This window comes from Agromyces ramosus (assembly GCF_004216665.1).
GTDB lineage: Bacteria > Actinomycetota > Actinomycetes > Actinomycetales > Microbacteriaceae > Agromyces > Agromyces ramosus.
This window is the reverse complement of record NZ_SGWY01000002.1, coordinates 233,247-258,120: the sequence shown is the minus strand read 5'-3', so window position 1 is coordinate 258,120 and position 24,874 is coordinate 233,247. Positions and strand designations below refer to the sequence as shown.

Below are 24,874 nucleotides of genomic sequence, written 5' to 3'. Positions count from 1 at the left end.
CCGGCACCTCCGTACGCTGGCCTGAGGCACTCGACGAAGAGCAGGTGGCACGGATGACCGACGATGGCGACGCGCGCTCGGCACTCGCGCCCGCCCACCTGTTCTCGTGCGCGGGACAGGTGGCCGTCGTCACGGGTGGCTCGTCGGGCATCGGACGCGCCACCGCCGAGGCGCTCGCCGCCGCGGGCGCGCGCGTGCTGCTCGTGGGGCTGCCCTCCTCCGAGCCCGACCGCGTCGCCGCGACGATGCGCGCCTCGGGGCTCGAGGTGCACGGCCTCCCCGCGGATGTCACGGGCGACCGCGCCGCCGAGGGGATGGTGGCGGCGGCCGTCGACCGCTGGGGGCGCCTCGACACCGTCGTCGCGAACGCGGGCGCGGCGCTCGACGAGCCGGGAGCGATCGACCTCGACGCCCTCGACCGGATGTATGCGCTGCACGTGCGGTCGGTCGCCGCCCTCGCGAACACCGCGGTGCCCGTCATCGCGGAGCACGGCGGTGGCACGTTCCTGGTGATGTCGAGCATCGCCGGACTGCGCGGCAACCGCGTCCTGTCGGGCTACGGCATGACGAAGGCGGCGAACGCGCAGCTCGTGAGGAACCTCGCCGTGCAGTGGGGCCCCCGCGGCGTGCGGGCGAACGCGATCTCGCCCGGTGTCATCGACACGGAGTTCGCGCGACCGATCACCGAGGATCCATCGCTCGCGGGCGTGCGGCGCGACCGCACGCCGTTGCGTCGCTTCGGACGCGTCGAGGAGGTCGCCGGCGCGATCGTCTGGCTCGCGTCATCCGCCGGCGCCTTCGTGACCGGCCAGAACATCGTCATCGACGGCGGCACGCTCATCTCCGACTGACCGCCTCGGCTCTGCGTGCGGGCGAACGTGCGGCAGAACCTCGCGAGCGACGAGTTCGAAGTGGTCCAGGTCGGTGAAGCCGGCGAACTGCAGGGAGATGCGTCGGACCCCCCGAGAAGGTGAGGACTTCAGCATGACACAGACCGAAGTTCGCGGCTTCGCTTCGGAAACCACACTCCGCGATCCATGCCACATCATCCGGATCAATGCACGGCATCATCAGGTTCAGCTTCCCTGATGCACGGTCCTCGCCGAGAGTGGATGCAGTGCCGAATCGGCACGCACCATCATGCGGCTCGGCGCCGCCCCCGGAACGAAGGATCGACGATGATCACCCTCCTGTCACATCTCTCGCACGTCGAGATCGCGACGCCCGACGTCGAGGCCTCGGTCGTCTTCTACGAGGAACGCCTCGGCCTCCGCGAGGTCGGTCGCGACGGCCGCAAGGCCTACCTGCGCTCGTGGGGCGACTACACGCACCACAGCGTCGTGATCTCCGAGGGCCCCGAGCCGGCCCTCGTCGAGATCGGCTGGCGCACGACCAGCCCCGAGGCGCTCGAGGAGGCCGCCCGTCGGGTCGAGGAGGCCGGAGTCGCGGGCGAATGGTCGGACTCGGGCCCCGGACGCGGCCGCTCCTACGTCTTCACCGGCCCGTGGGGCCACACCATCCGCCTCGCGTGGGACATCGAGCAGTACCGGGCCGATGACGAGCACGCGTCGGTCTTCCCCGACCGGCCCGAGAAGCGCTCGAGCGTCGCCGGTGCACCTCGGTTCCTCGACCACGTGACGATCGCGGCATCCGACGTCAAGGCGTTCGCCAAGTGGCACCACGACGTGCTCGGCTTCCGGATCATGGCGTACACCGAGCTCGACGAGGCGCCCATCACCGTGTTCGCCGTCATCACGACGAACGAGAAGTCGCACGACCTCGGCGTCGTGCTCGACAGCTCGTCACGTCCGGGCCGCATCAACCACTACGCGTTCTGGGTCGACACGCGCGAGGAGCTCCTCATCGCCGCCGACGTGCTCATGGAGAACGGGACGCACATCGAGTACGGTCCGTCGATCCACGGCATCGGGGAGCAGTCGTTCCTCTACTTCCGCGACCCGAGCGGCCTGCGCATCGAGGTGAACACCGGCGGCTACCGCAACTACGTGCCCGACTGGGAGGCCAACACCTGGAAGCCGTCGACCGGGTCGAACAACCTGTACCGCAACGGCGCCATGCCGATGTCGATGACCGAGTCCTTCCCGCCCGACGAGGGTCACCCCACGGCCACCGAGGAGGGCATCGTGCCCGGCACCGAGGAGGCGCTGCTCAACCCGTACGGCAAGCACGGGCAGGGCTAGACCGGATTCGCAGACCGGGCCGGGGCGGCGGGCGAGAGCTCGTCGCCCCGGCGTTCCGTCTACGGGGAGGCTCCGCGGTCGGTCACGAGGCCCGCGTCGACTGCTCGGCCCCGATGCGAACGCAGCACTCGCCCGGGGTCGGTTCGAGCCACACGTCGCGCTGCTCGGCCGATTCATCGACGAGGCCCCGGACGAACGCGGTGTTCGCCGAGCAGACGAGCGCCGTGTGCCGGGTTGCGAGCTGGTGGAACGGGCAGTTCGTGAGCCGGTAGCCGCCGTCGGCGCAGTCGGCCGGTTCGTAGCCCACCGAGGTCAGCGTGGCGACGAGCGGGAGCTCCCGGCTTCCGAGGTCGTGCCCTCGGGCCTCTGCGGTCTCGATGAGCGTCGAGCCCATCGGGGCGCCGGTCTGGTCGGATCGCTCCGCCGCCGTCGCGAGCAGGTCGCCGGCGAGTTCGTAGCGACGGGTGGGAAGCGATGCCGTGAGCTCCTCCGCCGCCAGCCTGTAGAGCTTGGCGGGCCGCCCGGCGCCCGGTCCGGTGCGGCCTGAGCGTCGGCGGAACTCCACGGCGAGCGCACCGACCTCGACGAGGCGCTCCAGGTGGAATGCGGCCGTCGCCCGGGGCAGTCCGGTCTGCTCGGCGAGCTCGTCGCGGCCGATCGGCTGCCCGCTCCGGCGAACCGCCTCGAAGAGACCACGGCGGGACGGGTCGGCGAGCGCTGCCAGGATCACCGACGGATCAGGACCACCGGAATGGTTCATGCGTCCAGCCTATCTCTAAAACGACATATCTTGACAAAAGAAGGCGCGCGAACGTACGCTCGGCGACGTAGCCGATGCTGCGAGCACGCAGCCGATGCTCCGAGGAGGCGACGATGTCGTTGGTGCACGATCACGACGAGTTCGACCTCGACCACGCCGTCGGCGTGGTCGCGACGGCGTCATTGCCCGACCGTCGCGCCGAGGCGGCGGTGAGCGACCTCCTCCTCGCGCTCGGCTTCGATGTCGCCGATCCCGACCTCGTCGAGACCCCGCGTCGTGTCGTCGCCTCGTTCCGCGAGCTGTTGCATCGCGAACCGCTCACGATGACGACCTTTCCCAACGAGGAGGGCTACGACGAACTGGTACTGGTGCGCGAGATCCCGTTCACGTCGTTGTGCGCCCACCACCTCCTTCCCTTCCGCGGCGTCGCCCACGTCGGCTACCTGCCGGCGGAGCGACTCCTCGGGCTCTCGAAGCTGGCGCGGGTGGTCGAGCACTTCGCCGGCGACCTCCAGCTGCAGGAACGGCTCACCGTGCAGATCGCCGACTTCCTGGCGTCCGAGTTGGCACCGAACGGCGTCGGAGTCGTGCTCGAGGCCGAGCATCTGTGCATGTCCATCCGCGGAGCGAACGCGCCCACCGCGCGGACGCAGACGGCGCGATTCACCGGCGCGCTCGCCGAGCATGGGTGGGAGCGCTTCCGCGACGCGTCGCGTCATGGCTAGCGCCGACCGCCCCACCCCGAGGACTCGCGCTTCCGGCCGAACAGGAAGTACGAGACCGGACCGATGAAGTTCACCGCGATCAGGACCGCCCAGAGGGCCTTCGGACCGTTCACCTGCTCGGCGGGGCGGCGGGCCAGGTCGGTCCACGCCGTGGCGGCGAGCGCGAGGTGAATGGATGCCGCGACCAGCATCCCCGTCTTCCGGCGAGTGCTGAGGTCGCTCCATTGCTGCGTGGCCATGCTGGCCTCCTTCTTCGACGACGGCGTCGGATCCTGTCTCGGTGTCACCCTAGTCCGGCGACCTCAGATCCACGGCTGCCGCCAGCCGCCGTGATCGGCGACGAGCGCATCTGCCTCGGCGGGACCCCACGTTCCGGGCGCGTACGGGTGGATCGGCGACGGGTGGTCGACCAGGGGCTGCATGACGCGCCACGCCGCCTCGATGGTGTCCTGCCTGCCGAAGCGCGCGCGGCCGCCCCTGAGGGCTGCGAGCAGGAGGACCTCGTAGGGCGTCGGCCCCTCGCCGCCCTCGGCCGCGAACTCCATGTCGAGGTCGATGAGGCCGGGCCTCGCGGCATCCGCTCGATGCGCGTTGAGCCTGATCCGCATTCCCGTCGACGGATCCAGGCGCATCACGAGCTGGTCGGGCTCGCTGGTGTCGTCGAGCTGCCCGAAGCCGAGCTTCGGCGACCGCTTGAACACCAGCCGCACCTCGGTCTGGGTCTCGGGCAGGAGCTTGCCGGTGCGGATGAAGAACGGGACGCCCGACCAGCGCCAGTTCTCGACCTCGAGGCGCAGGGCGCAGAAGGTCTCGGTGGTGGAGTCGGCCGCGACGCCGTCGATCGCCCGATAGCCGTCGAACTGGCCGCGCACGTAGTGGCGGGGGTCGGCATCGACCGTCGAACGGAACAGCGACGTCTCCATGTCCTTGATCGTCTCGGTGTCGCCGTGCGACGGTGCCTCCATCGCGACGGCCGCGAAGACCTGCATGAGGTGGTTGACGACGACGTCGCGCAGCGCGCCGACGGGATCGTAGAAGTGACCGCGATCCGAGACGCCGAAGCTCTCGGCCATGGTGATCTGCACGCAGTCGACGTAGTTGCGATTCCACACGGGTTCGAGCATCGTGTTGGCGAACCGCAGGTAGAGGATCTCCTCGAGGCCCATCTTGCCGAGGTAGTGGTCGATCCTGAACAGCTGCGACTCGTCGACGTACTGGTGCAGCTCCGCGGCGAGCGCCCGCGCCGATGCCAGGTCGTGTCCGAACGGCTTCTCGACGACGAGCCGTGCGTGCTCGGTGAGGCCGGCACCGGCCAGCCCCTTCACGACCGTCGCGAAGAGGCCGGGTGGGATCTCGAGGTAGAACACCGGTGCCTTCGCGCCGCTGATCGCCGCGCCGACCCGGGCGTAGGCGGCGGGGTCCGCGAAGTCGGCCTGCACGTAGCCGAACCGCGCGACGAGGCGCGCGAAGACCGCCTCGTCGAGCGCTTCACCCGTGGCGACGATCGACGTCCGGGCCCGGTCGACGAGCTGGTCCATCGTCCAGTCGTCGAACGCGACTCCGACGATCGGGCAGTCGAGCAGCCCGCGCCGCTCCAGCCGGTACAGGGATCGGAAGGTCATCACCCGGGCCAGGTCGCCCGTGATGCCGAAGATCACGAGGACGTCCGCGTTCGAGCCTCCGGCGCCGCGTCCGTTCTCCACCACGGTCCTGCTCCTTCGTGTCTCGTGCTGTCGGGCGACCTGCGCCGAGCCGCGGCGCTGAGCCGTCTCGGTCGGTCGCTCGCCGGTCAGGTCGCGCGGCGCCCCTTGGTGAGCACCGGGTCGACGACGCCCGACCCGTGGTCGAGCTGGTAGTCGAGGTTCACGGCGGCGTTGATGAGCGAGAGGTGGCTGAACGCCTGCGGGAAGTTGCCGAGCTGCTCCCCCGTGAGCCCGATCTCCTCGGCGTAGAGCCCGAGGTGGTTGGCGTAGGTGAGCATCTTCTCGAACGTGAGCTGGGCGTCCTCGAGGTAGCCCGATCGGGCGAGCGCATCGACGTACCAGAAGGTGCACAGCGTGAACGTGCCCTCGGATCCGCGGAGCCCATCGGGTGAGGCGCTCGGGTTGTAGCGGTAGACGAGGCTGTCGGAGACGAGCTCGGCGTCCATCGCGGCGAGCGTCGAGAGCCACATCGGGTCGCGCGGGGCGACGAAGCCCATCAGCGGCATCACGAGCAGCGACGCGTCGAGCACGTCGGTGTCCTGGTGCTGCACGAACGCTCCGCGTTCGGCGTGCCACCCGTCCTTCATGACCTCCTCGTAGATCGCGTCGCGCTGCTCCCGCCAGCGCAGGATCGGCGCGGGCCTGCCACGGGATTGGGCGAGGCGGATGCCGCGGTCGAGCGCCACCCAGCACATGAAGCGGCCGTACGTGAAGTTCTGCGTGCCGCCGCGGGTCTCCCAGATGCCCTCGTCGGGCTGGTCCCAGTGGTCGCAGACCCAGTCGAGCATGTCGCTGATCTGGGTCCAGCCGACGTGCGGCAGCTGCAGGCCGTGCGTGTCGGCGAGGTGGATCGAGTCCATGGCCTCGCCGTAGATGTCGAGCTGGAGCTGGTCGGCGGCACCGTTGCCGATGCGAACCGGCCTCGATCCGCGGTAGCCGGCGAAGTCCTCCAGGGTCTCCTCCACGAGGTCGGAGGTGCCGTCGACGCGGTACATGATCTTCAACGGGCCGGAGTCCGTGCCGACGCTCTCGTGCACGCGGTCCATCAGCCACGCGACGAACGCCTCCGCCTCCTCGGTGTAGCCGAGACCGAGCAGCGCGTAGACCGAGAAGGATGCGTCGCGGATCCACGTGTAGCGGTAGTCCCAGTTGCGTTCGCCGCCCACCTGCTCGGGCAGGCCCGCTGTCGGTGCGGCGACGAGTGCGCCGGTCGGCGCGTAGGTCATCAGCTTGAGGGTCATCGCGGAGCGGGCGACCATCTCGCGCCACCGCCCGCGGTATGTGGAGCGGTTGTTCCAGTCCCGCCAGAAGCGCGTGGTCTCGAGCTGCATCGCGTTCATCTCGTCCAGCGGGATGCGCGTCGGGTCGGCGCCGCCGGTCTCGAGCATGACGCCCGCCATCTCGCCGGCATTGAGGCTGCCCGTGACGCGGATGCCGTCGCCGACGAGCTCGATGTGGCCGGCACGCTCGGCGCCGTGGAGCACCGGATCGCCGACGCGATGGAGGGTGAGCGAGAAGTCGTCGGAGACGAACTTCGCGCCCATGCCATCGCCGGGCACGATCCGGTGCGACGCGCGTCCGTAGTCGAACCTCGGCATGACCTCCGCCACGAACGACATCGTGCCGCGCACCACCCGCAGCATCCGCACGAGCCGGTGGCGGTCGGTCGCCTCGCCCTCCTCGACGGGCATGAAGTCGATCAGCTCGCCGACGCCCTCCTCGGTGAGGAATCGCGTGATGAGGATGGCGGTGTTCGGCAGGTAGAGCTGTCGCGACACGTAGTCGTCGGTGTCGGGTCGCACGCTGCAGTATCCGCCGCGCTCCGCGTCGAGGAGCGACCCGAACACGCTGGGCGAATCGAAGCGCGGCGCGCAGAACCAGTCGATGGTGCCGTTCGTGTCGATCAGCGCCGCGGTCTGCAGATCGCCGATCAGTCCGTGATCCGCGATGTTCGGGTAGTCATCAACCATGAGCGTCCCCAATCCCCCGACCATCGTGGCACGGGAGGCGGGCCCGCGTCATGACCAGTTCGGGGCGAGGGGGTCGCGGGCGGGCGGGGTTCGCCCGGTGGCCCAGGGAGGAGGCTCGGCCGCGCGCGATCAGCCGGCGTAGTCGGAGACCGGCGCGCCCGCGGCATCCGCCTCGAGGCCGAACGCCGCGGCGGCGTCGAGCAGCGCCTGGGCGCGGGCGATGCGCGGCAGGTCGCTGCCGTCGCGGATGCCGCACCGATCGAGGGTGTCGAGCACCTCGACCGCCCACGCCAGCTCCGAGGCCGAGGGGCTCAGGGCGTCGTTGACCTCGGCGACCTGCTCCTCGCGCAGGCAGAGCCGACCCGTCATGCCCACGGATGCCGCGTGCCGCGTCCCCTCCGCGAGCACGACCGCGTCGCGCGACACGGTGGGCCCGTCGATCGGCCCCGGAAGCCCCGCGGCCCGGCTCGCGGTGACGAGGCGCGAGCGTGCGAAGAGCAGCGCGAGCGGGTCGTCCGCCGCGCCCGTGTCGCGGCGGAAGTCGCCGCTGCCGAACGCGAGGCGCACGACGCCCGGCGTCTCGGCGAGGCCGAGCGCGGCTTCCACGCCGCGCGCGCTCTCGACGAGCGCGACGATCGGGAGCGAGCCATCGAGCGCGTCGGCGGTGCGTCGCACGTGCTCGGGCGACTCGACCTTCGCGAGCACGACGCCGGCGACGAGGTCGGCGCCGCGCAGCAGCGCGACATCCGTGCGCCACTCGTCCGACGCCGCGTCGCCGATGCGCACCCACGGTCGCTCCCCGGCCCCGGCGAGCGCGACGAGCGCTCGACGTGCGGCGCCCTTGTGCTCCGGCGCGACTCCGTCCTCGAGGTCGACGATCACGGCGTCGGCGACGGATGCCGCGACCCGAGCCGCGAGGTCGCCCGCCGATCCCGGCACGAGCAGCCACGACCGGGCGAGCCCGGCGGGCACCGCGGCTGCGGCACCCACCGGGATCGACGGGCCGATCGACGAGGCGATCGACGTGGCGGCGGACTCAGCGGCCACGGCCCTGGCTCACCTTCTCCTCGTCGAGCTCGCCGACGATCGCGGCGATGGCGGCGGTCGACGGGCGCTCCTCGCGCTCGACCTCGGCCTGCTCGTCGGGCGAGAGGTGGTCGTCGACGCTCATCGTGGCCTCGTCGAACGGCCGGTCGCCGGCCAGCACGCTCCGCAGCTGCTCGCGATCGAGCTGCTTCGTCCACGTGCCCACGAGCAGCGTGGCCACGGCATTGCCCGTGAAGTTCGTGAGCGCGCGGGCCTCGGACATGAACCGGTCGATGCCGACGATCACGCCGACGCCGTCGACGAGGTCGGGGCGATGCGCCTGCAGGCCGCCCGCGAGGGTCGCGAGGCCCGCGCCGGTGACGCCGGCCGCGCCCTTCGAGGCCACCATCATGAACAGCAGCAGCGAGATCTGCTCGCCGAGCGAGAGCGGGGTGCCCATCGCGCCCGCGATGAACAGCGACGCCATGGTGAGGTAGATCGCGGTGCCGTCGAGGTTGAACGAGTACCCGGTCGGGATGGTGATGCCCGCGACCGGCTTCGAGACGCCGGCGTGCTCCATCTTCGCGATGAGCCGGGGCAGCACCACCTCGCTCGACGAGGTCGAGACGATGAGCAGGTACTCGCGGCCCAGGTACTTCATCATGCGGAAGATGTTCACGCGGCTCACCGCCCAGAGCAGCGATCCCAGCACGACCACGATGAACAGCGCGCAGGTGATGTAGAAGGCGATCATGAGCGTGCCGAGGCCGATGATGGCCGCGACGCCCGTGTTGCCGACGACGGCCGCGATCGCGCCGAACGCGCCGATCGGCGCCACCCACATGATCATCGCGAGGATGCGGAACACGAGCGCCTGGATCTGCCGGATCGCGCCGAGGATCGGCGTGCCCTTCGCGCCCATCCTCTGCAGCGCGAAGCCGACGAGCAGAGCGACGAAGAGCACCTGCAGGATGTTGCCGTCGACGAGCGACGACAGCAGCGACGTCGGGATGATGCCGAGGATGAACTCGCTCGTGGTCTTGGCCTCGGTCGTGCCCGCGTCGTACGAGGTGCCCGCGATGTCGAGGCCCTGGCCCGGGTGGATGAGGTTGCCGACCACGAGGCCGATGCCGAGCGCGAACGTCGACATGATCATGAAGTACAGCAGCGCCAGGCCGCCGACCTTGCCGACGGTCGCCGCCTTCGCGATCGACCCGACGCCGAGCACGATCGTGCAGAAGATGATCGGGGCGATCATCATCTTGATGAGCAGCACGAAGGCGTCGCCGATGGGCTTCAGGCCCACGGCGAAGTCGGGGGCCACGAGGCCGACCGTGATGCCCGCGAGCACCGCGACGATCACCGCGATGTAGAGGTAGTGCGAGGAGTCGATCCTCCGCCGGGTCGTTCCCCCGGTGCGAGACTGGAGCGCCATTGCCGTCCCTGCCTTCCTTGGTCGGTCATCGCCCGGTTGGCGACGAATCGTTGGGTTCGGGCAAGCATGCGACGGCGGATGCCGCGGCATCCGGTTGTGTTCATACTGTTCGCGGCACGCGGCGAGACGCCCGCCTAGGCTGAAGCCGAGCAGCGTTGCGAGGTGGGCATGAAGGCGTGGATCGGCGGCTGGAGCATCGCCACGAAGCTCTTCGTGCTGCAGCTCGTGATGATCGTCGCGCTCGCCGCCCTGGCCGTCGCCTGGATCTGGGCCGACGCCCGCGCCGACGTCGAGCGGGACGCGGCCGCCAAGAGCCTCGCCGTCGCCGAGACGCTCGCCGCCGACCCCTACGTCGCCACCGCGCTCGGCACCCCCGACCCCACGACGCGCCTGCAGCCCTACGCCGTGGCGGTGATGGACGAGGCCGGCATCGACTTCATCACGATCATGGCGCCCGACCGGGTGCGCTACACCCACCCCGACCCGACGCAGATCGGCCGCGAGTTCCTCGGCAACATCGACCGTGCCCTCGCGGGCGAGTCGTTCACCGAGACCTACACGGGCACGCTCGGACCCTCGGTCCGCGCCGTCGTGCCGGTGCTCGGCGACGATGGCGAGGTGGTCGCGCTCGTCGCCGCCGGCGTGACCGTCTCGAACACGCAGGTCGCGCTCGGCGGGCGCATCGCGACGGTCATCCTCGCGGCGCTCGCGATGATCGCGATCGGCGCGGTCATCGCCTGGCTGCTCAGCCGCTACCTGCGCCGGGTCACCTGGGGCCGCGGCGCCGAGGAGATGAGCCGCATGTTCTCGTACTACGAGGGCGTGCTGCACTCCATCGGCGAGGGGCTCGTGCTGCAGGACCGCTCGAACGCCGTGGTGCTCTACAACGATCGCGCCGCCGAGCTGCTCGGCCTGCCGAGGCGACCCGCCACCGCCACCGCGGCCGTGCCGCTCGCGCAGCTCGACCTTCCGCGCGCGGTCGTCGACGTGCTCGCCCGCACCGACGCGGCCGTCGACGAGATCGCGATCACGCCGACGCACGTGCTCGTCATCGACCGCGACGTGATCGTGTCGCGCGAGCGCAGCCGCGGCGGCGGGCGCATCGGCACCGTGACGACCCTGCGCGACCACACCGAGCTGCAGGAGCTCACCGGCGAGCTCGAGACCATGACGACCCTCTCCGACGCGCTCCGGTCGCAGGCGCACGAGTTCGCGAACCGGCTGCACACGATCATCGCGCTCATCGAGCTCGATCGGCCGGCGGATGCCGCGGCGCTCGCGAGCTCGGAGCTCGCGCTCAGCCAGGCCCTCGCCGACCGGCTCCTCTCGGCCGTCGAGGAGCCCGTGCTGCTCGCGCTGCTGCTCGGCAAGGCGGCGCAGGCGAGCGAGCGCGGCATCGCCTTCGAGATCGACCTGCCCGACCGGCTCGAACCGACGTCGGTGCCAGCCCGCGACCTCATCACGATCGTGGGCAACCTCATCGACAACGCGCTCGATGCGGCCGCCCGCACGTCGGCGCCGACGGTGCACGTCGCGGTCGAGGCCACGGAGGCCGCCCTGCGCATCGCCGTGGGCGACAGCGGCGCGGGGCCGAGCGAGGGCGACCGCGTCTTCGACCTCGGCGTCACGACGAAGGAGGCGACCGGACACGGCATCGGGCTCGCGCTCGTGCGGCAGACGGTGACCCGCCTCGGCGGCAGCGTCCGCGTGCTGGGCTCGACGTTCGAGGTGAGGCTGCCGCTCACCGCGACGATCCTTCCCGCGGCGGTGCCGGCTGCTCCTGCTCCGGCACCGGCGACCGCCACCGCCACCGCCGACGCCGACGCGGGTGAGGGCGCCGCGGATGCCTGAGGCGCTCCGCGTGCTCGTGGTCGAGGACGAGCCGGTCACCGCCGAGGCGCACGCCGCCTACGTCGGCCGGGTCGACGGCTTCGACGTCGCGGGCATCGCCCACGCGGGGCACGAGGCGATCCGGATGCTGCGCGACGCCCGCGAGGGCCGCATCGCGCCGATCGACCTGATCCTGCTCGACGTGAACCTGCCAGACACCACCGGGATCGAGCTCTGCCGGTCGCTGCGAGCTGCGGGCATCGAGATCGACGTGATCGCCGTGACGGCGGTGCGCGACGCGGCGGTGGTGCGCTCGGCGGTGTCGCTCGGCATCGTGCAGTACCTCATCAAGCCGTTCGGCTTCGCGGCCTTCGCCGAGAAGCTCAACGCCTACCGCGACTACCACGCCCGCGTCGGCACGGCGGCGGTGACCGACCAGCAGGAGGTGGACGCCTCGTTCGCCGCGCTCCGGACCTCGTCGGGCGGCGACCTGCCGAAGGGCCTCACCCGCGAGACCCTCGACCGGGTACGGATCGCCGTTCGTGAGGCGCCCTCGGGCGCCGTGTCGGCGACCGAGCTCGCCGCTGCGCTCGACCTCTCGCGCGTCACCGCGCGCCGCTACCTCGAGCACCTCGCCGACCGGGGCGTGGTCGAGCGAGCGAGCCGGTACGGCACGCCGGGGCGGCCCGAGGTCGAGTACCGCCGGCGCTGACCCGGCGCCGGCACCGGCGCACCTCGACCGCCGGGGGCTACGGGCGGGGTGGACCCGCCGCGACCCGCGCCCGCGCGTACTCCGCCACCCGCTCGGCGGGCACCTGCCAGTCGGACTCGAGCCACCAGGTGACGCCGGCCTCGGCCCACGCACGGACGACCGCGGCATCCGCCACCCGATCGACCCCGCCCGTCGTGCCCTCCTGCACGACGTCGAAGGGCCGGTCGGCGAGGCCGAGCCGCTCCCGCTCCGAGGTGATCCACGCGATGGCCTCGGCGGCGATCTCGGGCGTGTACGTGCGCTGCTGCTCGAGCGGGTCCATCCCGGCAGCGCCCGGCGGCGCGTAGTTCGGGATCCACCCGTCGTAGCGCGCCACGCGGCGCATCGACTTCATGCGCGGCCAGACGCCCACGACCCACGTGGGGATGCGCGGCTGCTGCACGATGGCGGGCGGCAGCATGGTCTGCGTGGGCTCGGCGTGGTAATGCTCGCCCTCGAAGGAGAACGGCTGCCCCTGCCAGAGGTGCTGCAGCATCTCGAGGCCCTCGTCGAGCAGCTCGGCGCGCACCTTGCGGCCGGGGTCGTCCTCGAAGATCCAGAATCGCTGCTCGAACTCGGCGGCGACCCCGAGTCCGGCCGAGAGGATCACGCGCCCGTTCGAGAGCCGGTCGACGGTCATGGTCTGCCCGGCCAGCTCCCACGGGCGCCGCCGGGGCACCGGAGTGAGCATCGTGCCGAGCCGGATGCGGTCGGTGACCACGGCGGCCGCGGCGAGCGTCGCCCACGGGTCGGTGGCCCAGATGCCCTCCCAGACGAAGAACGCGTCCCACCCGGATGCCTCGGCGAGCGGCGCGAGCTCGACGGCGAGGCTCGGATCGGTGCCGGTGAAGATGAACCCGTGCTTCATGCGGCCGACGTTATCGCCTGCCGCCGACACCTGCCTCCCACGGGATCTCGTGGTTGTAGAGCCAGTCGTTGCGCGTGTCGTCGGCCGCGGTGCGGAGGAACATCGGCAGCATCGCGTCGCGGATCACGATGCCGAGTCGGGACCTCGTGACCCGCTTGCGCCGGTTGATCGCCCGCGCATAGCCGACGACCGCCTCCGCGCGCGCCTGGCGCAGCCGCTGGTACTCGGCGAACGCGGCCGCGTGGTCGGGGCCGTCGCGCAGGCACCGGGCGAGCGTGATGGCGTCCTCGAGGGCGAGGGATGCCCCTTGGCCGGCGCTCGGCGACGTCGCATGCACCGCGTCGCCGACCGCCACGACCCGGCCGCGGCTCCAGTTCGGCACGTGGGCGAGGTCGTCGATCGGATAGCCGCCGACCTCCCCCGTGGCGTGCGCCAGGATCTGCGGCACCGGGTACGGATCGTCGGCGTGCAGGTCGCGGAGCGTCGCGAGCCACCGCTCGGCGGGCACGGCGCGCAGGGCCGAGCGCTCGGACGCCGCGTGGGTGAGGTTCGCGAACCAGTACACCTCCCCGTCGGCGCGCACGAGGTAGCCGAAGAACGAACGGCGTCCGAAGACCATGTGCTGCGCCTCGGGTGTGGGCGCGAGGCCCGGCACCCGGGCGAACCCGCCGAGGCCGACGAGACCCGAGTACGCGGGCGCGGGTGCCTCCGGGTCGATGTGGCGCCGGGTCGCAGAGCCCACCCCGTCGGCGCCGACGAGCAGCTCTCCCGTGACGGCGCGACCGTCGGCGAACGTCGCGCGCACCGCGGCATCCGACTGCTCGATGCCTTCGAGCCGAGCGCCGAAGCGGATCGGAATCCCGGCGTGCTGCGCGGCCTCGCGCAGCACCCGGTGCAGGATGCCGCGGCGCACCACGACGCTGCCGCGTTCGGGCTCGCGTGCCGGGCCATTGGGCACCGTGCCGAGCTCCCGGCCGGTGCTCGACCACATGACCATGTGCGGCGAACGGTGCCCCTCGGCGACGACCTGATCGCGGAGTCCGAGCTGCTCGAGCACCGAGAGGCCGTTGGTGGCGACGTTCAGGAAGAGCCCGGCATAGGCGTCGGGCTCGTCGGCCGCCTCGAAGACCTCGACGTCCCATCCGGCGCGCTGCAGGAACAGGGCCACGGCGGGACCGGCGACGCCGCATCCGATGATGAGTGCGCGTGACATGCGATGCTCCTTGCGTAGACTGTGGCGGGGAGACTCTCGATTACAGAGTCTCTCGATAGTAGAGAGAATACGCGAGGATGGCCGAGACGTCAACACGTGCCCGCGAGCTGGAGCGCGCGGGCGAGGTGATGCGCGAGTTCATGGCGCGTGCGGTGCTCTTCCAGGACGCGGTGGCCAAGTGGGGTGGCGTGAACGGCACCGACCTGCAGGTCGCGAGCCTGCTCATGGGCGAGGGTCCGGCCACGCCAGGCGAGCTCGCCGAACGCACGGGGCTCACGGCCGGAGGCGCGATCACGACCGCGATCGACCGGCTCGAGCGCGCGGGCTTCGTCTCGCGCGACCGGGATCCGGGCGACCGACGTCGTGTGATCGTGACCGCGAACGCCGAGGCGATCCTCGATCGCTTCGGCGAGGTGTACGGGCGGGTCGGCGAGCGGTGGAACGCCTACCTGGACACGCTCACCGACGACCAGCTCGCCTTCGCGAACGACCTGTTCGCGCGGGCCGCCGAGGTCAACCGCGAGGAGATCGAGCGCCTGCGCGCGCGCTGAGCCTTCCCACGACGGGGCCGGGGCTCTAGGGTGAGGTAACCCTTACCTAAGTTCGCTCCCCAGGTACCGAAGGCTCGACATGACGATCGCTCCCCCGCCCGCCACCTCCACCGAGCCCCTGGACGTCGCCGCGCTCGTGCGCGCAGCCTCCGCCGACGACCACCGTGCCGCCGAGACCCGCGGGTTCATCACGGCGCTCATGGGCGGCGAGCTCTCCCTCGAGGAGTACACGCGCTACCTCGCCCAGCTCGCGTGGGTGTACGAGGCGCTCGAGGAGCGCGGCGGCAGGCCCGGCGACCCGCCCGTGTTCGACCCCGCACTCGCGCGCATGGCCGCGATCGACGCCGACCTGTCGGCGCTCGGGGCATCCGACTGGCGCCATGCCCATCCGCCGCTGCCCGCGACGGCCGACTACTCGGCGCACCTGCGGGCCATCTCCGGAGACGACGTGCGATACCTCGCCCACCATTACACGCGCTACCTCGGCGATCTCTCCGGTGGCCAGGCCATCGCCGCACTCGTCGCGCGCCACTACGGCGCGACGCCCGAGCAGCTCGGCTTCTACCGGTTCGAGGTGGCCGACGACGGCCTGGTGCGCTACAAGCGGAGCTACCGCGAGGCCATGAACGCACTCGCGCTCTCGCCCCACGAGGTCGACGTGCTCGTCGCCGAGGTGCGCACGTCATTCCGCATGAACAGCGCCGTCTTCGAGGCCCTCGCCGCCTGAGCGAGCGGATGCCGCGGGGCGCCCGCCGCGTCGGCGACGGTACCGCCGTCGGGGGTCGGCGTCATACCCGGGAATGATTCCCTGCGGGATCCCAGTCGGCCGCGGCATCCGCTGGGTAGACTGCAACGACACCACGCCGCCCTGCGACCCGGTGATCCGCCGTGTCCGACGACTGGAGCCCTGCATGATCCACACCGCGCTCATCCCCTTCCTCGACCCGGAGTCGATCATCGCCGCCGCGGGGCCGTGGGCACTGCTCGTGGTGTGCTTCATCGTGTTCGCCGAGACCGGACTGCTCGTGGGCTTCCTCCTCCCGGGCGACACGCTGCTCGTGATCTCAGGCCTGCTGTCGAATCCCGAGCTCGTGCCGCCGAACGGCGTCTTCGGGGTGTCGGTCTGGATCGTGGCGCTCCTCATCGCCCTCTCCGCGTTCCTCGGCGGCGAGGTCGGCTACGAGATCGGTCATCGCGGCGGTCCGAAGGTGTTCGAACGCAAGGAGAGCGGTCTCTTCAGCGTCAAGAACGTCGAGCGGACGAACGCGTTCTTCGAGCGCTTCGGCGGACTCACGATCATCCTCGCCCGGTTCGTGCCGATCGTGCGCACGTTCGCCCCGGTGGCCGCGGGCGTCGGCCACATGCACCGCGCCAGGTACACGCTCTACAACTTCATCGGCGCGGTCCTCTGGGGCTTCGGGCTCACCATCTTCGGGTACCTCGTGAGCTTCATCCCGCCGGTCGCCACCCTGGTGCGCGACTACATCGACATCATCCTGCTCATCGCGGTGGGCGGCACCGCCCTCATCACCGCCTGGCACTACTTCAGCGAGCGGCACAAGGCGAAGAAGGCCGCGGCGGCCGGCGAAGATGTGGTCACCGACCACGAGGAGGCCGAGCACCTGGTGCTCGACCCCGAGGTGTTCGAGCGCGGTCCCGAAGAGCGCTGACGATCGCACGCCGCCCCTGCGGGCGCCGTGCGACGGGGCTACACTCGGCGGCATGAGCTTCCTCTACGAGGAGAAAGCCTCAGCCTCCCGCTTCGTCGACGTGATCTGGCACACCGTCGACACGAGCGACGGCACCTACCTGGCGGCGGCCGACGCGTGCTGGGACATGATCTTCACGCGCACGCGCGCCGGATCGCGCGTGCTCCTGAGCGGCCCGTCGTCGGAGCCCACGGCGGTGCCCTACCGCACGGGCAACCGCAACGTGGGGGTGCGCTTCACGCAGGGCACGTACTTCACGCACGTGGAGCCGCGTTCGATGTGCGACCGCACCGTTCCGCTGCCGATGCCCGATGCCGAGCACTTCGAGCTCGCCGCCCGCACCTGGCCGATGCCCGACTACGCGACGGTCGACGACCTCCTCGCCGAGTTCGCCGCACACGACCTCCTCGCCCACGACGAGGTCATCGAGGCGGCGCTGCACGGCGAGAACCCGCCGGTGTCGTCGCGCACCGTCGAGCGCCACTTCACGCGCATCACGGGGCGGAGCCAGCGCCAGGTCCGGCAGATCGCACGGGCCCGCGAGGCCGTCGTGCGACTGCGCACCGGCGAGGCGATCGCGGATGTCGCCTACGAGCTGGGATACGCCGACCAGTCGCACCTCTCCCGCGACGTGAAGCGGCTCACCGGCTACACGCCGGCCGAGTCGCAGCGGCGCGACGAACCGGTCTGACGTCCGGATCGCACCCTGCCTGAGCACCGGCGCGCCGTGGTGCCGCGCGGCCACGCCGTGTCGTTCCGGTTCAAGACGGCGCCGACGGCATCCGCTTCACTCGTGCCCGTCGCACACGAGAGAAGGAACCGCCATGGACATCCGGCCCTACGCGATCGCGATCTCCGATGCCGAGCTCGCCGACCTGCAGTCCCGCCTCGAACGCACCCGCTGGCCCGCCGCGCTCGGCGACGACTGGGAGCGCGGCACGCCCGTGCCCTACGCCCAGCGCCTGGCGGAGTATTGGCGCACCCGGTACGACTGGCGAGCGGAGGAGGCGAGGCTCAACCGCCTGCCGCAGGTCCTCGCCGAGGTCGACGGGCAGCCGATCCACGGCCTGCACGTGCGTTCCGAGGAGGAGGCGGCGGTGCCGCTGCTGCTCATCCACGGCTACCCGTCGTCGTTCGTGGAGTTCGCGGGCATCGCGCCGAAGCTCGCCGAGCGCCCCGGCGTGACATCCGGCGTGGGTCCGGCCCCGGCGTTCCACGTCGTGGCACCGTCGATCCCCGGGTTCGGGTTCTCGACGCCGCTGACGAGCCACGGCTGGGACATCGCGCGCACGGCGCGCGCCTTCGACGAGCTCATGCAGGCGCTCGGGTACGACCGCTACGCCGTCTTCGGCGAGGACGTCGGCGCCGGTATCAGCGAGCAGCTGTGCCTCGACGCGGGCGACCGCGTGCTCGGCTCGATCGCCGCGACCGACCCCGGCTCGATCGCGACCCAGTACACGCCGCCGACCGACCACCTCACCGACGACGAGCGCGAGCACCACGAGCGGCTGAAGGACGCCCGGGCAGAGGACTTCGGCTACCTCGCGCTGCAGACCACCCGCCCGCTCAGCGTCGCCTACGGCCTCACCGACTCCCCCATCGCCCAGGCGACCTGGATCGCGGAGAAGTTCCAGGAGTGGACCGACCCCGACCGCGCCCTGCCGGAGGAGGCCGTCGACCTCGACGCGCTGCTCACCCTGATCACCGTGTCGTGGTTCGGCCGGGCCGGAGACGGCGCGGCGAACATGCTCTACGAGGCGGCGCACGCGCAGGTCGCCTGGGGCCGCAGCCACGACCGGCCGCAGGGCATCGCGGCCTTCGGCCACGAGCCGCTCATGCGCCGGATCCTCGACCCCGACGGGCACCTCGCGTTCTGGAGCGAGCACCGGCACGGCGGCCACTTCCCGGCGATGGAGGCGCCCGACGAGCTCGTCGGCGATCTCCGCGCCTACTTCGCGCGGCTGCTGGCCGTGTGAGGCCGAGCGCGGCGAACGGACGGAGGCGGCCGAGCGGAGCACCGCAGAGGACGGGGGCGCGGTCGCGCCGAGACGGTCGGCGCGCGGCATCCGGGTCACGGATGCTGCGGCTGCTCGTGCTCGGCGCGACCTGCGGGCTCCAGCTGGAACGTCGAGTGAGCTACGTCGAAGTGCTCGGAGAGGCATCCGCCGAGCTCGTCGAGCAGCTCTCCCGTGCGACCCGATGCGAACACCTCGGGGTCGACCTCGACGTGGGCGCTGAACACCGGGGAGCCCGACGTGATCTGCCACACGTGCACGTCGTGCACGGCCACGACGCCCGGGGTGCCGAGCAGGTGCTCGCGGATCTCGGCGACGTCGGTGTCGGCGGGCGCCGACTCGAAGAGCACGTGCATCACGTCGCGCAGCAGCGACACCGCCCGCGGCGCGATGAGCACCGCGATCGCGATCGACGCGATCGGGTCGGCGGCGTCGAACCCGGTCGCGACGATCACGACGGCCGCGATGATCACGAGCGCCGAGCCGATCAGGTCGCCGAGCACCTCGAGGTAGGCGCCGCGCAGGTTGATCGAGTCCTTCGCGCCGGCTCGCAGCACGAGCATGGCCGCGAGGTTGGCGAGGAGTCCGAGCACGGCGACGACGAGCATCGGCACGCCCTGCACCTCGTGGGCCTCGCCCTCGGCGCCCGAGACGAGCCGGCCGATCGCCGACACGGCGACCGACGCCGCGACGACGATGAGGATCACGCCGTTCACGAGGGCGGCGAGCACCTCCGCCCGCCGGTAGCCGTAGGTCTGGCGGTCGGTCGCCGGGCGGGCCGCGACCATCGCCGCGACGAGCGCGACGACGAGGCCGATGAGGTCGCTCGCCATGTGCCCGGCATCGGCGAGCAGCGCGAGCGAACCGCTGAGGATGCCGCCGACCACCTGCACCACGAGGAATGCGCCGATGATCGCGATCGCCACCCAGAGCCGGGTGCGGTTCGCGGTCGACGCGTGGTCGTGATCGTGTGCCATGTCCCTTCCAGCGTAGGCGCGGATGCCGCGACCCGGCCGTGATGGGAATGAGACCCGTTCTCAGCCGAGCCCGGTGCGGAAGCCCTCCCGCCAGGTCGGATACCGCAGCTCCCATCCGAGCTCGCGCTTGGCCTTCGCGTTCGACGACCCGCGCACCTTGGTCATCAGCGACACGCCGTGCTCGCCGATGAGCGGCCGGGCGACCAGCGCGGGAACGTGCCTGGGCGGCTTCGCTCCGATGATCCGGGCGAGCTCCGGGAGCCACTCGGACACCGGCGCCGGGTCGTCGTCGACGATGTTGTAGACGCCCGGGCCGCCGCGCGTGAGGGCGGCCGCGGTGGCGGATGCCGCGTCGTCGATGTGGCAGAACGACCACACTCCCGTGCCGCCGCCGACGAGCGGCAGCTTGCCGTCGTGCACCATGGCCAGCAGCTCGCCGCCCCGGCCGATCACGTTGCCGGGCCCGTAGAGGCCGCCGTACCGCAGCGCGAGTCCCCCGGCCTCGGTCGTCGCACGTTCGACGTGGCGGATGGCCTCCAGCGTCTGCCGGGAGGCCGACGTCGGCGACGGATCGAGCGGGTCCTCCTCAGTCTTCACCGGTCCGCCCGTGCGCTCGTTCGGCCAGCCCGTGAAGCTCTGCGCCACGAACCGCCCGACGCCCGCCTCGCCGGCGGCGGCGAGCAGGTGGTCGGTGCCGCGCGTGCGCAGGGCGTTCGTTCCGGCGAACTGCTCGTCGAAGTGCTTCAGGTCGGGCGCGACGCCGCCGAGCGCGCTGAGCTCGTGCACGATCGCGTCGGGTCGGGCCTCGAGCACGGCGCTGCGCACGGATGCCGCATCGAGGCCGTCCATGACCACGCCCCTCGCGCCCGCGGCCTCGATGTCGCCGAGTCGCTCGGCGCTGCGCGAGGTGCCGACCACGTCGTGGCCCGCGGCCACGAGCAACGGCACCAACCTGGATCCCACGGCGCCCGTGGCGCCGGCGATGAAGACTCGCATGAGTTCTCCCTTCCTCTCACCCCCTCCGACGGATCGACCTCGGGTGCTGTGACACCCGGTGCGAATCGGCCTGTGCCATGCTCGGACCATGCCCACCTCCACCGCGGAGCTCGGCGAGCTCCGACCGCTGATGTTCTCCATCGCCTACCGCATGCTCGGCAGCGTGACGGAGGCGGAGGACGTCGTGCAGGAGGCGTACCTGCGCCTGCACGAGCGGTCACTGGCGGGCGAGCACATCGAACGGCCCGAGGCGTTCGCGTCGACCGTCGCGACGCGCCTCGCGATCGACGCGCTGCGCTCGGCGCGTCGCACGCGCGAGGTCTACACGGGCACCTGGCTCCCCGAGCCGCTGCCCGACGACGACGCGGATCCGGCCCATCGGGTCGAACGCGACGAGACGCTCTCGTTCGCGTTCCTCGCCGTGCTCGAGCGGCTCGGCCCCGTCGAGCGCGCGGTCTTCATCCTGCGCGAAGTGTTCGTGATGGACTACGCCGAGATCGCGGCCATCGTCGAACGCGAGGAGGCCGCCTGCCGGCAGGTCATGCACCGAGCTCGTGCTCGCATCGCCGACGGCCGTCCACGATTCGATGCGGATGCCGCGCGCGATGCCGCCCTGCTCGACACGTTCTTCGCCGCCCTCGACGCCGGCGATGTCGACGCGCTCGCGAGCGTCCTCGCCGACGACGTGGTGTTCTACGCCGACGGTGGAGGCAAGGCCCCTGCGGTGCAGCATCCGCTGCACGGCGCCGTGGCGGTCGCGAGGTTCCTCGCGGGGCTCGCGCGGCGCGGCGCGGGCATGCACGTGCACCTGGACCGCACGTCGGCGAACGGCGAGGCGGCGCTGCGGGTGAGCTCAGCCGACGGTGCGACGCTGAGCCTGCTCATGGTGCACGTCGGCGACGGCTGCATCTCGGTGGTCGGCAACCAGCTGAACCCCGACAAGCTCCGCCACCTGGGTCCGGTCGGCGACCTGAACGCGCTGGTCTCCGGCGACGCCGGCAGCCCTCGATAGAGTGCATCCCATGGCAACGGACGTCACGCTCTACATCGGCCTCGCGCCGTACCACGCGAAGTACCGGTTCACGGATGCCGCCGTGTGGGACGGTGTTCGGTCGCAGATCCTCGATGCGATGAACCTGGGCAGGGGAACGATCGAGATCGACCGCAAGCGGGACACGGTCGTCCACGTGTACAGCCCGTTCCTTCCGGTGAGCTGGGTCGAGACCGGCAGCTAGCGAGAGCATGACCCCGCGCCGAACTGCCGGCATGTGCGGCCTCGACCGAAGAGCCCTGCTCAGGGTTCGAGGTAGGCGGCGAGGTTCGCCAACGAGGAGGTGAGACCCTCGGCGTGGTCTCGGGCGCGAATCCCCTCCGGAACGTTTCGCGCCTCGAATTGGACCGTCGTCCCCATCCTCCCGCTGCGCAGGCTCCATTCCATCTGCATCGTCCCCCCGAAGGCGGGATCGTCCGTCTCGAACTCGACCTCCTGCACGACACGTTCCCCCTGGACGATCCGCGCGATCCGCACGTCGGACACATCCGAGTCGGCCGACGTCTTGCCGGGCGCGCCGGATGCATCGTCATAGGTGAGCACGAGGCGGTAGGAGCCGCCATCGCGCATCTCGAACCGCTCGAATCGGCCCCGCATTCCCCGTGGCGGAAGCCATCGCAGGAGCGCTTCAGCGCTGGTGAGGGCAGCGAACACCCGCTCCCGGTCGGCGTGGATCAGGAGCGTCGCTCGATCCGTTCTGGCCATGTTCCGACACTAGCCGCGCAGCCGACGACCCCGGTCCCATCGCACCTTCGAAGTCGTTGACGCGGTCCCTGGTTCGGGCCAGCCTGATGGAAGGGCGGAACCAGTCCGTCATCACCCAGCCTCAGGGAGCGATTGCCGTGTCCGCATCACCACACGAGACATTGATCCGCGAGTACATCGAGGCCGTGTTCGACCGGCACGAGCTCGACGACCTGGGATCGTACTGGGTCGAAGACCTCTCCTCGCATTGGATGGGCCAGGAGACCCTGCACGGACTCGGCGAGTGGCGGGCGGCGATGGCGGACTTCTTCACCGCCTTCCCGGATCTCACGTTCACGCTCGACGACCTGTTCTTCGCCGGCGACCGGGGCGTGTGGCGGGGGCACTGGCGCGGCACCCAGCACGGCGACTGGGCAGGGATCGCCGCGTCCGGGAGGACGGCGGAATGGACCGCTATCATCATCGGCCGCTTCGCCGACAGCAGGCTCGCGGAGGACTGGGTGGAGTACGACCGGCTCGGGCTCTACCGGCAACTCGGCGACATCCCGCTCCGCGGATGACCGAGCCTGCGCCTCCTGCCCTCCGTGTCGGTGGTGCGGCCTAGGCTCGTACCGTGGCCACCCTCGACGACGTGCGACGCACCACCGTCGGGCTGCCCGGAAGCGAGGAGCGCGCGACGACGGGCGGCGCCGCGTGGTTCGTTCGCGGCAAGCTGTACGCGTGGGAGTGCCACCCCTGGCCGAGCATCCCCGCAGACATCCGCGAGACCGTCGCCCGCGAGCTCGTCGTCGGGGTGAAGGTCGGCGATCGCCTGGACGCGCTCGCCCTCGTCGAGATGGCGCCGAACGTGTTCCTGCGCACGACGACCCCGTGGGGCGAGCCGAAGGTCGCGTTCCGCATGGCCGGCATCGACGTCGACCATCTCGCCGAGCTCGTCACGGAGGCGTGGCGCGTGCAGGCTCCGAAGTACCTGCGGCGTGAGCTCGACGACGCGGGCTCGGAGACGACCTGATCGCAGGTCTCAGCCCACTCGTCGGGCGTTCACGGGTCCGCGAGGAAGTCCCCTGCGGACTCGGATCATCGACGACCGTCTCGCCGATCGCGGCCCGAGCTCGCGGTCAGCCGACGGCCTTGCGCACGAGCTCGGTGAGCCGCTGCTCCACCGCCGGCGTCCAGCTGCGGACCGCGTAGCCGATCGGCCACAGGTCGCCGTCATCGAGGGCAGCGCGGTCCTCGAAGCCGATGGTGGCGTAGCGCGTCTTGAACTTGCCGGCCGCCTGGATGAACACGACGATCTTGCCGTCGGCGTTCGCATAGGCGGGCATGCCGTAGTACGTCTTCGGGACGAGGTCGGGCGCGACCTCGGTGACGACCTCGTGGAGCCCCTCGGCGAGCACCCGGTCGTCTGGCTCCATCTGGGCGATCGCCTCCAGGACCGCCTTCTCACCGGCCGCGCGGTTCTTGCCGGCCTTCTCCTGATCGCGGAGCTCCTTGGCGCGCTGCTTCACCGCGTCGCGCTCTTCGGCGCTCAGCCCTCCGGACGTGTCGGTCTTGGCCATCGTGGCTTCTCCTTCTGGGATTCTCGTCGGCGACGCCGTACTGATCCGGCGTCGATCTCAGGCTATTCGGATGCGTCGTCGCGTGCTTCTCCGATCCTGCTCGATGCGCCGCAGCGGCGTGCGGGCGCGCGACCTACGCACCCGGTGCGCCGGGCGTGACGACGCCCGTCTCGTAGCCGAGCACGACGGCGTGGATGCGGTCGCGCAGCCCCAGCTTCATGAGGATGCGGCCGACGTGGGTCTTGACCGTCGATTCCGAGAGGTAGAACGCGGCGGAGATCTCGGCGTTGCTCATCCCCTGTGCGATCGCGGTGAACACCTCGGCCTCGCGCTCGGTGAGCGACGCGAGGCGGGGATCGCGGCGGGGATCGGTGCGTCCGGTCGTCGAGCTCGCGGCATCGGCGGCGGCATCCGCCGTGGCATCCGTCACCGCAGTCGCCGCCGAGCCGCCGGCGTCGGGCAGCCGGTCGCCGAAGAGATCGAGCAGGCGGCGCGTGATGCGCGGCTCGACGATCGCGTCGCCGGCGGCCACCGTGCGGATCGCGCGCACGAGCTCCGCCGGGGGCGCGTTCTTCAGGAGGAAGCCGCTCGCGCCCGCCCGCAGCCCCGCGAAGGCGTATTCGTCGAGGTCGAACGTGGTCACGATGAGCACTCGCACGCCCGGCGCCCGCTCGACGATGCGCGAGGTCGCGCCGATGCCGTCGGTGCCGGGCATGCGCACGTCCATGATCACGACGTCGGGTGCGAGCTCGGTCGCGAGTGCGACGGCCGCGTCGCCGTCCTCGGCCTCGCCGACGACCTCGAGGTCGGGCTCGCCCTCGAGCACCAT

At 71.3% G+C, this 24,874-nt stretch carries 27 protein-coding genes; 14 read left to right on the top strand and 13 right to left on the bottom strand.

The genetic code is table 11. The annotated features are described in order from the left end of the window. Window positions 1-53: 53 nt before the first annotated feature. Window positions 54-851 (top strand): SDR family NAD(P)-dependent oxidoreductase, encoded by a 798-nt coding sequence (locus EV187_RS07750; protein ID WP_165391138.1) that lies wholly within the window; start codon window positions 54-56, stop codon window positions 849-851. A 327-nt stretch (window positions 852-1,178) separates the two neighbouring features. Then, a complete protein-coding gene (locus EV187_RS07745; protein ID WP_130352503.1) occupies window positions 1,179-2,201 on the top strand; it encodes a VOC family protein in 1,023 nt (340 codons plus the stop codon). 82 nt (window positions 2,202-2,283) lie between these two features. Here EV187_RS07745 and EV187_RS07740 read toward each other — a convergent pair whose 3' ends face one another. Beyond that, window positions 2,284-2,961: a helix-turn-helix transcriptional regulator gene (locus tag EV187_RS07740; protein ID WP_130352502.1), complete on the bottom strand. Its 678-nt coding sequence runs from the start codon at window positions 2,959-2,961 to the stop codon at window positions 2,284-2,286. Window positions 2,962-3,074: 113 nt separating this feature from the next. On the opposite strand from EV187_RS07740, the gene folE reads away from it, so the two are divergent. Continuing rightward, on the top strand, window positions 3,075-3,686 hold the full coding sequence (folE, locus tag EV187_RS07735; RefSeq protein WP_130352501.1) for a GTP cyclohydrolase I: 612 nt from the start codon (window positions 3,075-3,077) through the stop codon (window positions 3,684-3,686). Here the strand turns inward: folE and EV187_RS07730 are convergent. The 5 genes from EV187_RS07730 to EV187_RS07710 form a co-directional block, all read right to left on the bottom strand. Continuing rightward, window positions 3,683-3,925, bottom strand: a complete 243-nt coding sequence (locus tag EV187_RS07730) for a PLD nuclease N-terminal domain-containing protein (protein WP_130352500.1) — start codon at window positions 3,923-3,925, stop codon at window positions 3,683-3,685. The genes folE and EV187_RS07730 overlap by 4 nt on opposite strands. 63 nt (window positions 3,926-3,988) lie before the next feature. Continuing rightward, a complete protein-coding gene (gene zwf, locus EV187_RS07725; protein ID WP_130352499.1) occupies window positions 3,989-5,392 on the bottom strand; it encodes a glucose-6-phosphate dehydrogenase in 1,404 nt (467 codons plus the stop codon). 83 nt (window positions 5,393-5,475) lie between these two features. Then, window positions 5,476-7,359, bottom strand: a complete 1,884-nt coding sequence (locus EV187_RS07720; RefSeq protein WP_130352498.1) for a glycoside hydrolase family 15 protein — start codon at window positions 7,357-7,359, stop codon at window positions 5,476-5,478. A gap of 129 nt (window positions 7,360-7,488) precedes the next feature. Next, window positions 7,489-8,406: an HpcH/HpaI aldolase/citrate lyase family protein gene (locus tag EV187_RS07715; RefSeq protein ID WP_242609495.1), complete on the bottom strand. Its 918-nt coding sequence runs from the start codon at window positions 8,404-8,406 to the stop codon at window positions 7,489-7,491. Beyond that, entirely contained in the window at window positions 8,396-9,820 is a 1,425-nt protein-coding gene (locus tag EV187_RS07710) for a cation:dicarboxylate symporter family transporter (RefSeq protein ID WP_130352497.1), read from the bottom strand. The genes EV187_RS07715 and EV187_RS07710 overlap by 11 nt, the downstream gene beginning before the upstream one ends. 168 nt (window positions 9,821-9,988) lie before the next feature. Between EV187_RS07710 and EV187_RS07705 the strand changes: the two genes are divergently transcribed. Continuing rightward, complete coding sequence (locus tag EV187_RS07705; protein WP_130352496.1) at window positions 9,989-11,671, top strand: ATP-binding protein; 1,683 nt, start codon at window positions 9,989-9,991, stop codon at window positions 11,669-11,671. After that, on the top strand, window positions 11,664-12,362 hold the full coding sequence (locus EV187_RS07700; RefSeq protein WP_130352495.1) for a response regulator: 699 nt from the start codon (window positions 11,664-11,666) through the stop codon (window positions 12,360-12,362). The genes EV187_RS07705 and EV187_RS07700 overlap by 8 nt, the downstream gene beginning before the upstream one ends. A 37-nt stretch (window positions 12,363-12,399) precedes the next feature. Here the strand turns inward: EV187_RS07700 and EV187_RS07695 are convergent, their stop codons facing one another. Both EV187_RS07695 and EV187_RS07690 read right to left on the bottom strand, forming a co-directional pair. Further along, window positions 12,400-13,269, bottom strand: a complete 870-nt coding sequence (locus EV187_RS07695) for an LLM class flavin-dependent oxidoreductase (protein ID WP_130352494.1) — start codon at window positions 13,267-13,269, stop codon at window positions 12,400-12,402. Between the two features lie 10 nt (window positions 13,270-13,279). Continuing rightward, window positions 13,280-14,482: an FAD-dependent oxidoreductase gene (locus EV187_RS07690; RefSeq protein ID WP_130352493.1), complete on the bottom strand. Its 1,203-nt coding sequence runs from the start codon at window positions 14,480-14,482 to the stop codon at window positions 13,280-13,282. A 77-nt stretch (window positions 14,483-14,559) separates the two neighbouring features. On the opposite strand from EV187_RS07690, the gene EV187_RS07685 reads away from it, so the two are divergent. The 5 genes from EV187_RS07685 (at window position 14,560) to EV187_RS07665 (ending at window position 18,718) form a co-directional block, all read left to right on the top strand. Beyond that, window positions 14,560-15,033 (top strand): MarR family winged helix-turn-helix transcriptional regulator, encoded by a 474-nt coding sequence (locus EV187_RS07685; RefSeq protein WP_130352492.1) that lies wholly within the window; start codon window positions 14,560-14,562, stop codon window positions 15,031-15,033. Between the two features lie 79 nt (window positions 15,034-15,112). Then, window positions 15,113-15,760 (top strand): biliverdin-producing heme oxygenase, encoded by a 648-nt coding sequence (locus EV187_RS07680; protein ID WP_130352491.1) that lies wholly within the window; start codon window positions 15,113-15,115, stop codon window positions 15,758-15,760. A gap of 184 nt (window positions 15,761-15,944) precedes the next feature. Next, window positions 15,945-16,703, top strand: coding sequence for a DedA family protein (locus EV187_RS07675; protein WP_130352490.1), 759 nt, complete (start codon window positions 15,945-15,947; stop codon window positions 16,701-16,703). A 52-nt stretch (window positions 16,704-16,755) separates the two neighbouring features. Further along, the gene (locus EV187_RS18695; RefSeq protein WP_130352489.1) at window positions 16,756-17,433 is read left to right on the top strand and encodes a helix-turn-helix domain-containing protein; all 678 of its coding nucleotides are present in this window, start codon (window positions 16,756-16,758) and stop codon (window positions 17,431-17,433) included. A gap of 133 nt (window positions 17,434-17,566) precedes the next feature. Then, window positions 17,567-18,718 (top strand): epoxide hydrolase family protein, encoded by a 1,152-nt coding sequence (locus tag EV187_RS07665; RefSeq protein WP_130352488.1) that lies wholly within the window; start codon window positions 17,567-17,569, stop codon window positions 18,716-18,718. Between the two features lie 95 nt (window positions 18,719-18,813). Here EV187_RS07665 and EV187_RS07660 read toward each other — a convergent pair whose 3' ends face one another. Beyond that, window positions 18,814-19,734: a cation diffusion facilitator family transporter gene (locus tag EV187_RS07660; protein ID WP_130352487.1), complete on the bottom strand. Its 921-nt coding sequence runs from the start codon at window positions 19,732-19,734 to the stop codon at window positions 18,814-18,816. A gap of 60 nt (window positions 19,735-19,794) precedes the next feature. Continuing rightward, on the bottom strand, window positions 19,795-20,730 hold the full coding sequence (locus EV187_RS07655; protein ID WP_130352486.1) for an NAD-dependent epimerase/dehydratase family protein: 936 nt from the start codon (window positions 20,728-20,730) through the stop codon (window positions 19,795-19,797). 88 nt (window positions 20,731-20,818) lie between these two features. On the opposite strand from EV187_RS07655, the gene sigJ reads away from it, so the two are divergent. Together sigJ and EV187_RS07645 are read left to right on the top strand one after the other, a co-directional pair. Then, window positions 20,819-21,742: an RNA polymerase sigma factor SigJ gene (gene sigJ, locus EV187_RS07650; protein ID WP_130352485.1), complete on the top strand. Its 924-nt coding sequence runs from the start codon at window positions 20,819-20,821 to the stop codon at window positions 21,740-21,742. Between the two features lie 10 nt (window positions 21,743-21,752). Next, the gene (locus EV187_RS07645; protein ID WP_130352484.1) at window positions 21,753-21,965 is read left to right on the top strand and encodes a hypothetical protein; all 213 of its coding nucleotides are present in this window, start codon (window positions 21,753-21,755) and stop codon (window positions 21,963-21,965) included. A gap of 59 nt (window positions 21,966-22,024) precedes the next feature. On the opposite strand, the gene EV187_RS07640 is transcribed toward EV187_RS07645, so the two are convergent. Then, window positions 22,025-22,486, bottom strand: coding sequence for an SRPBCC domain-containing protein (locus EV187_RS07640; RefSeq protein WP_130352483.1), 462 nt, complete (start codon window positions 22,484-22,486; stop codon window positions 22,025-22,027). Window positions 22,487-22,623: 137 nt separating this feature from the next. Here EV187_RS07640 and EV187_RS07635 point away from each other — a divergent pair, with 137 nt between their 5' ends. Continuing rightward, window positions 22,624-23,046: an ester cyclase gene (locus EV187_RS07635; RefSeq protein ID WP_165391137.1), complete on the top strand. Its 423-nt coding sequence runs from the start codon at window positions 22,624-22,626 to the stop codon at window positions 23,044-23,046. A gap of 53 nt (window positions 23,047-23,099) precedes the next feature. After that, window positions 23,100-23,498 carry an MmcQ/YjbR family DNA-binding protein gene (locus tag EV187_RS07630; RefSeq protein ID WP_130352481.1) on the top strand — a complete coding sequence of 133 codons (399 nt, stop codon included), beginning with the start codon at window positions 23,100-23,102 and terminating at the stop codon, window positions 23,496-23,498. 106 nt (window positions 23,499-23,604) lie between these two features. On the opposite strand, the gene EV187_RS07625 is transcribed toward EV187_RS07630, so the two are convergent. Continuing rightward, entirely contained in the window at window positions 23,605-24,045 is a 441-nt protein-coding gene (locus tag EV187_RS07625) for an iron chaperone (protein ID WP_130352480.1), read from the bottom strand. Window positions 24,046-24,178: 133 nt separating this feature from the next. Further along, on the bottom strand, window positions 24,179-24,874 hold the full coding sequence (locus EV187_RS07620) for a response regulator (RefSeq protein WP_242609566.1): 696 nt from the start codon (window positions 24,872-24,874) through the stop codon (window positions 24,179-24,181).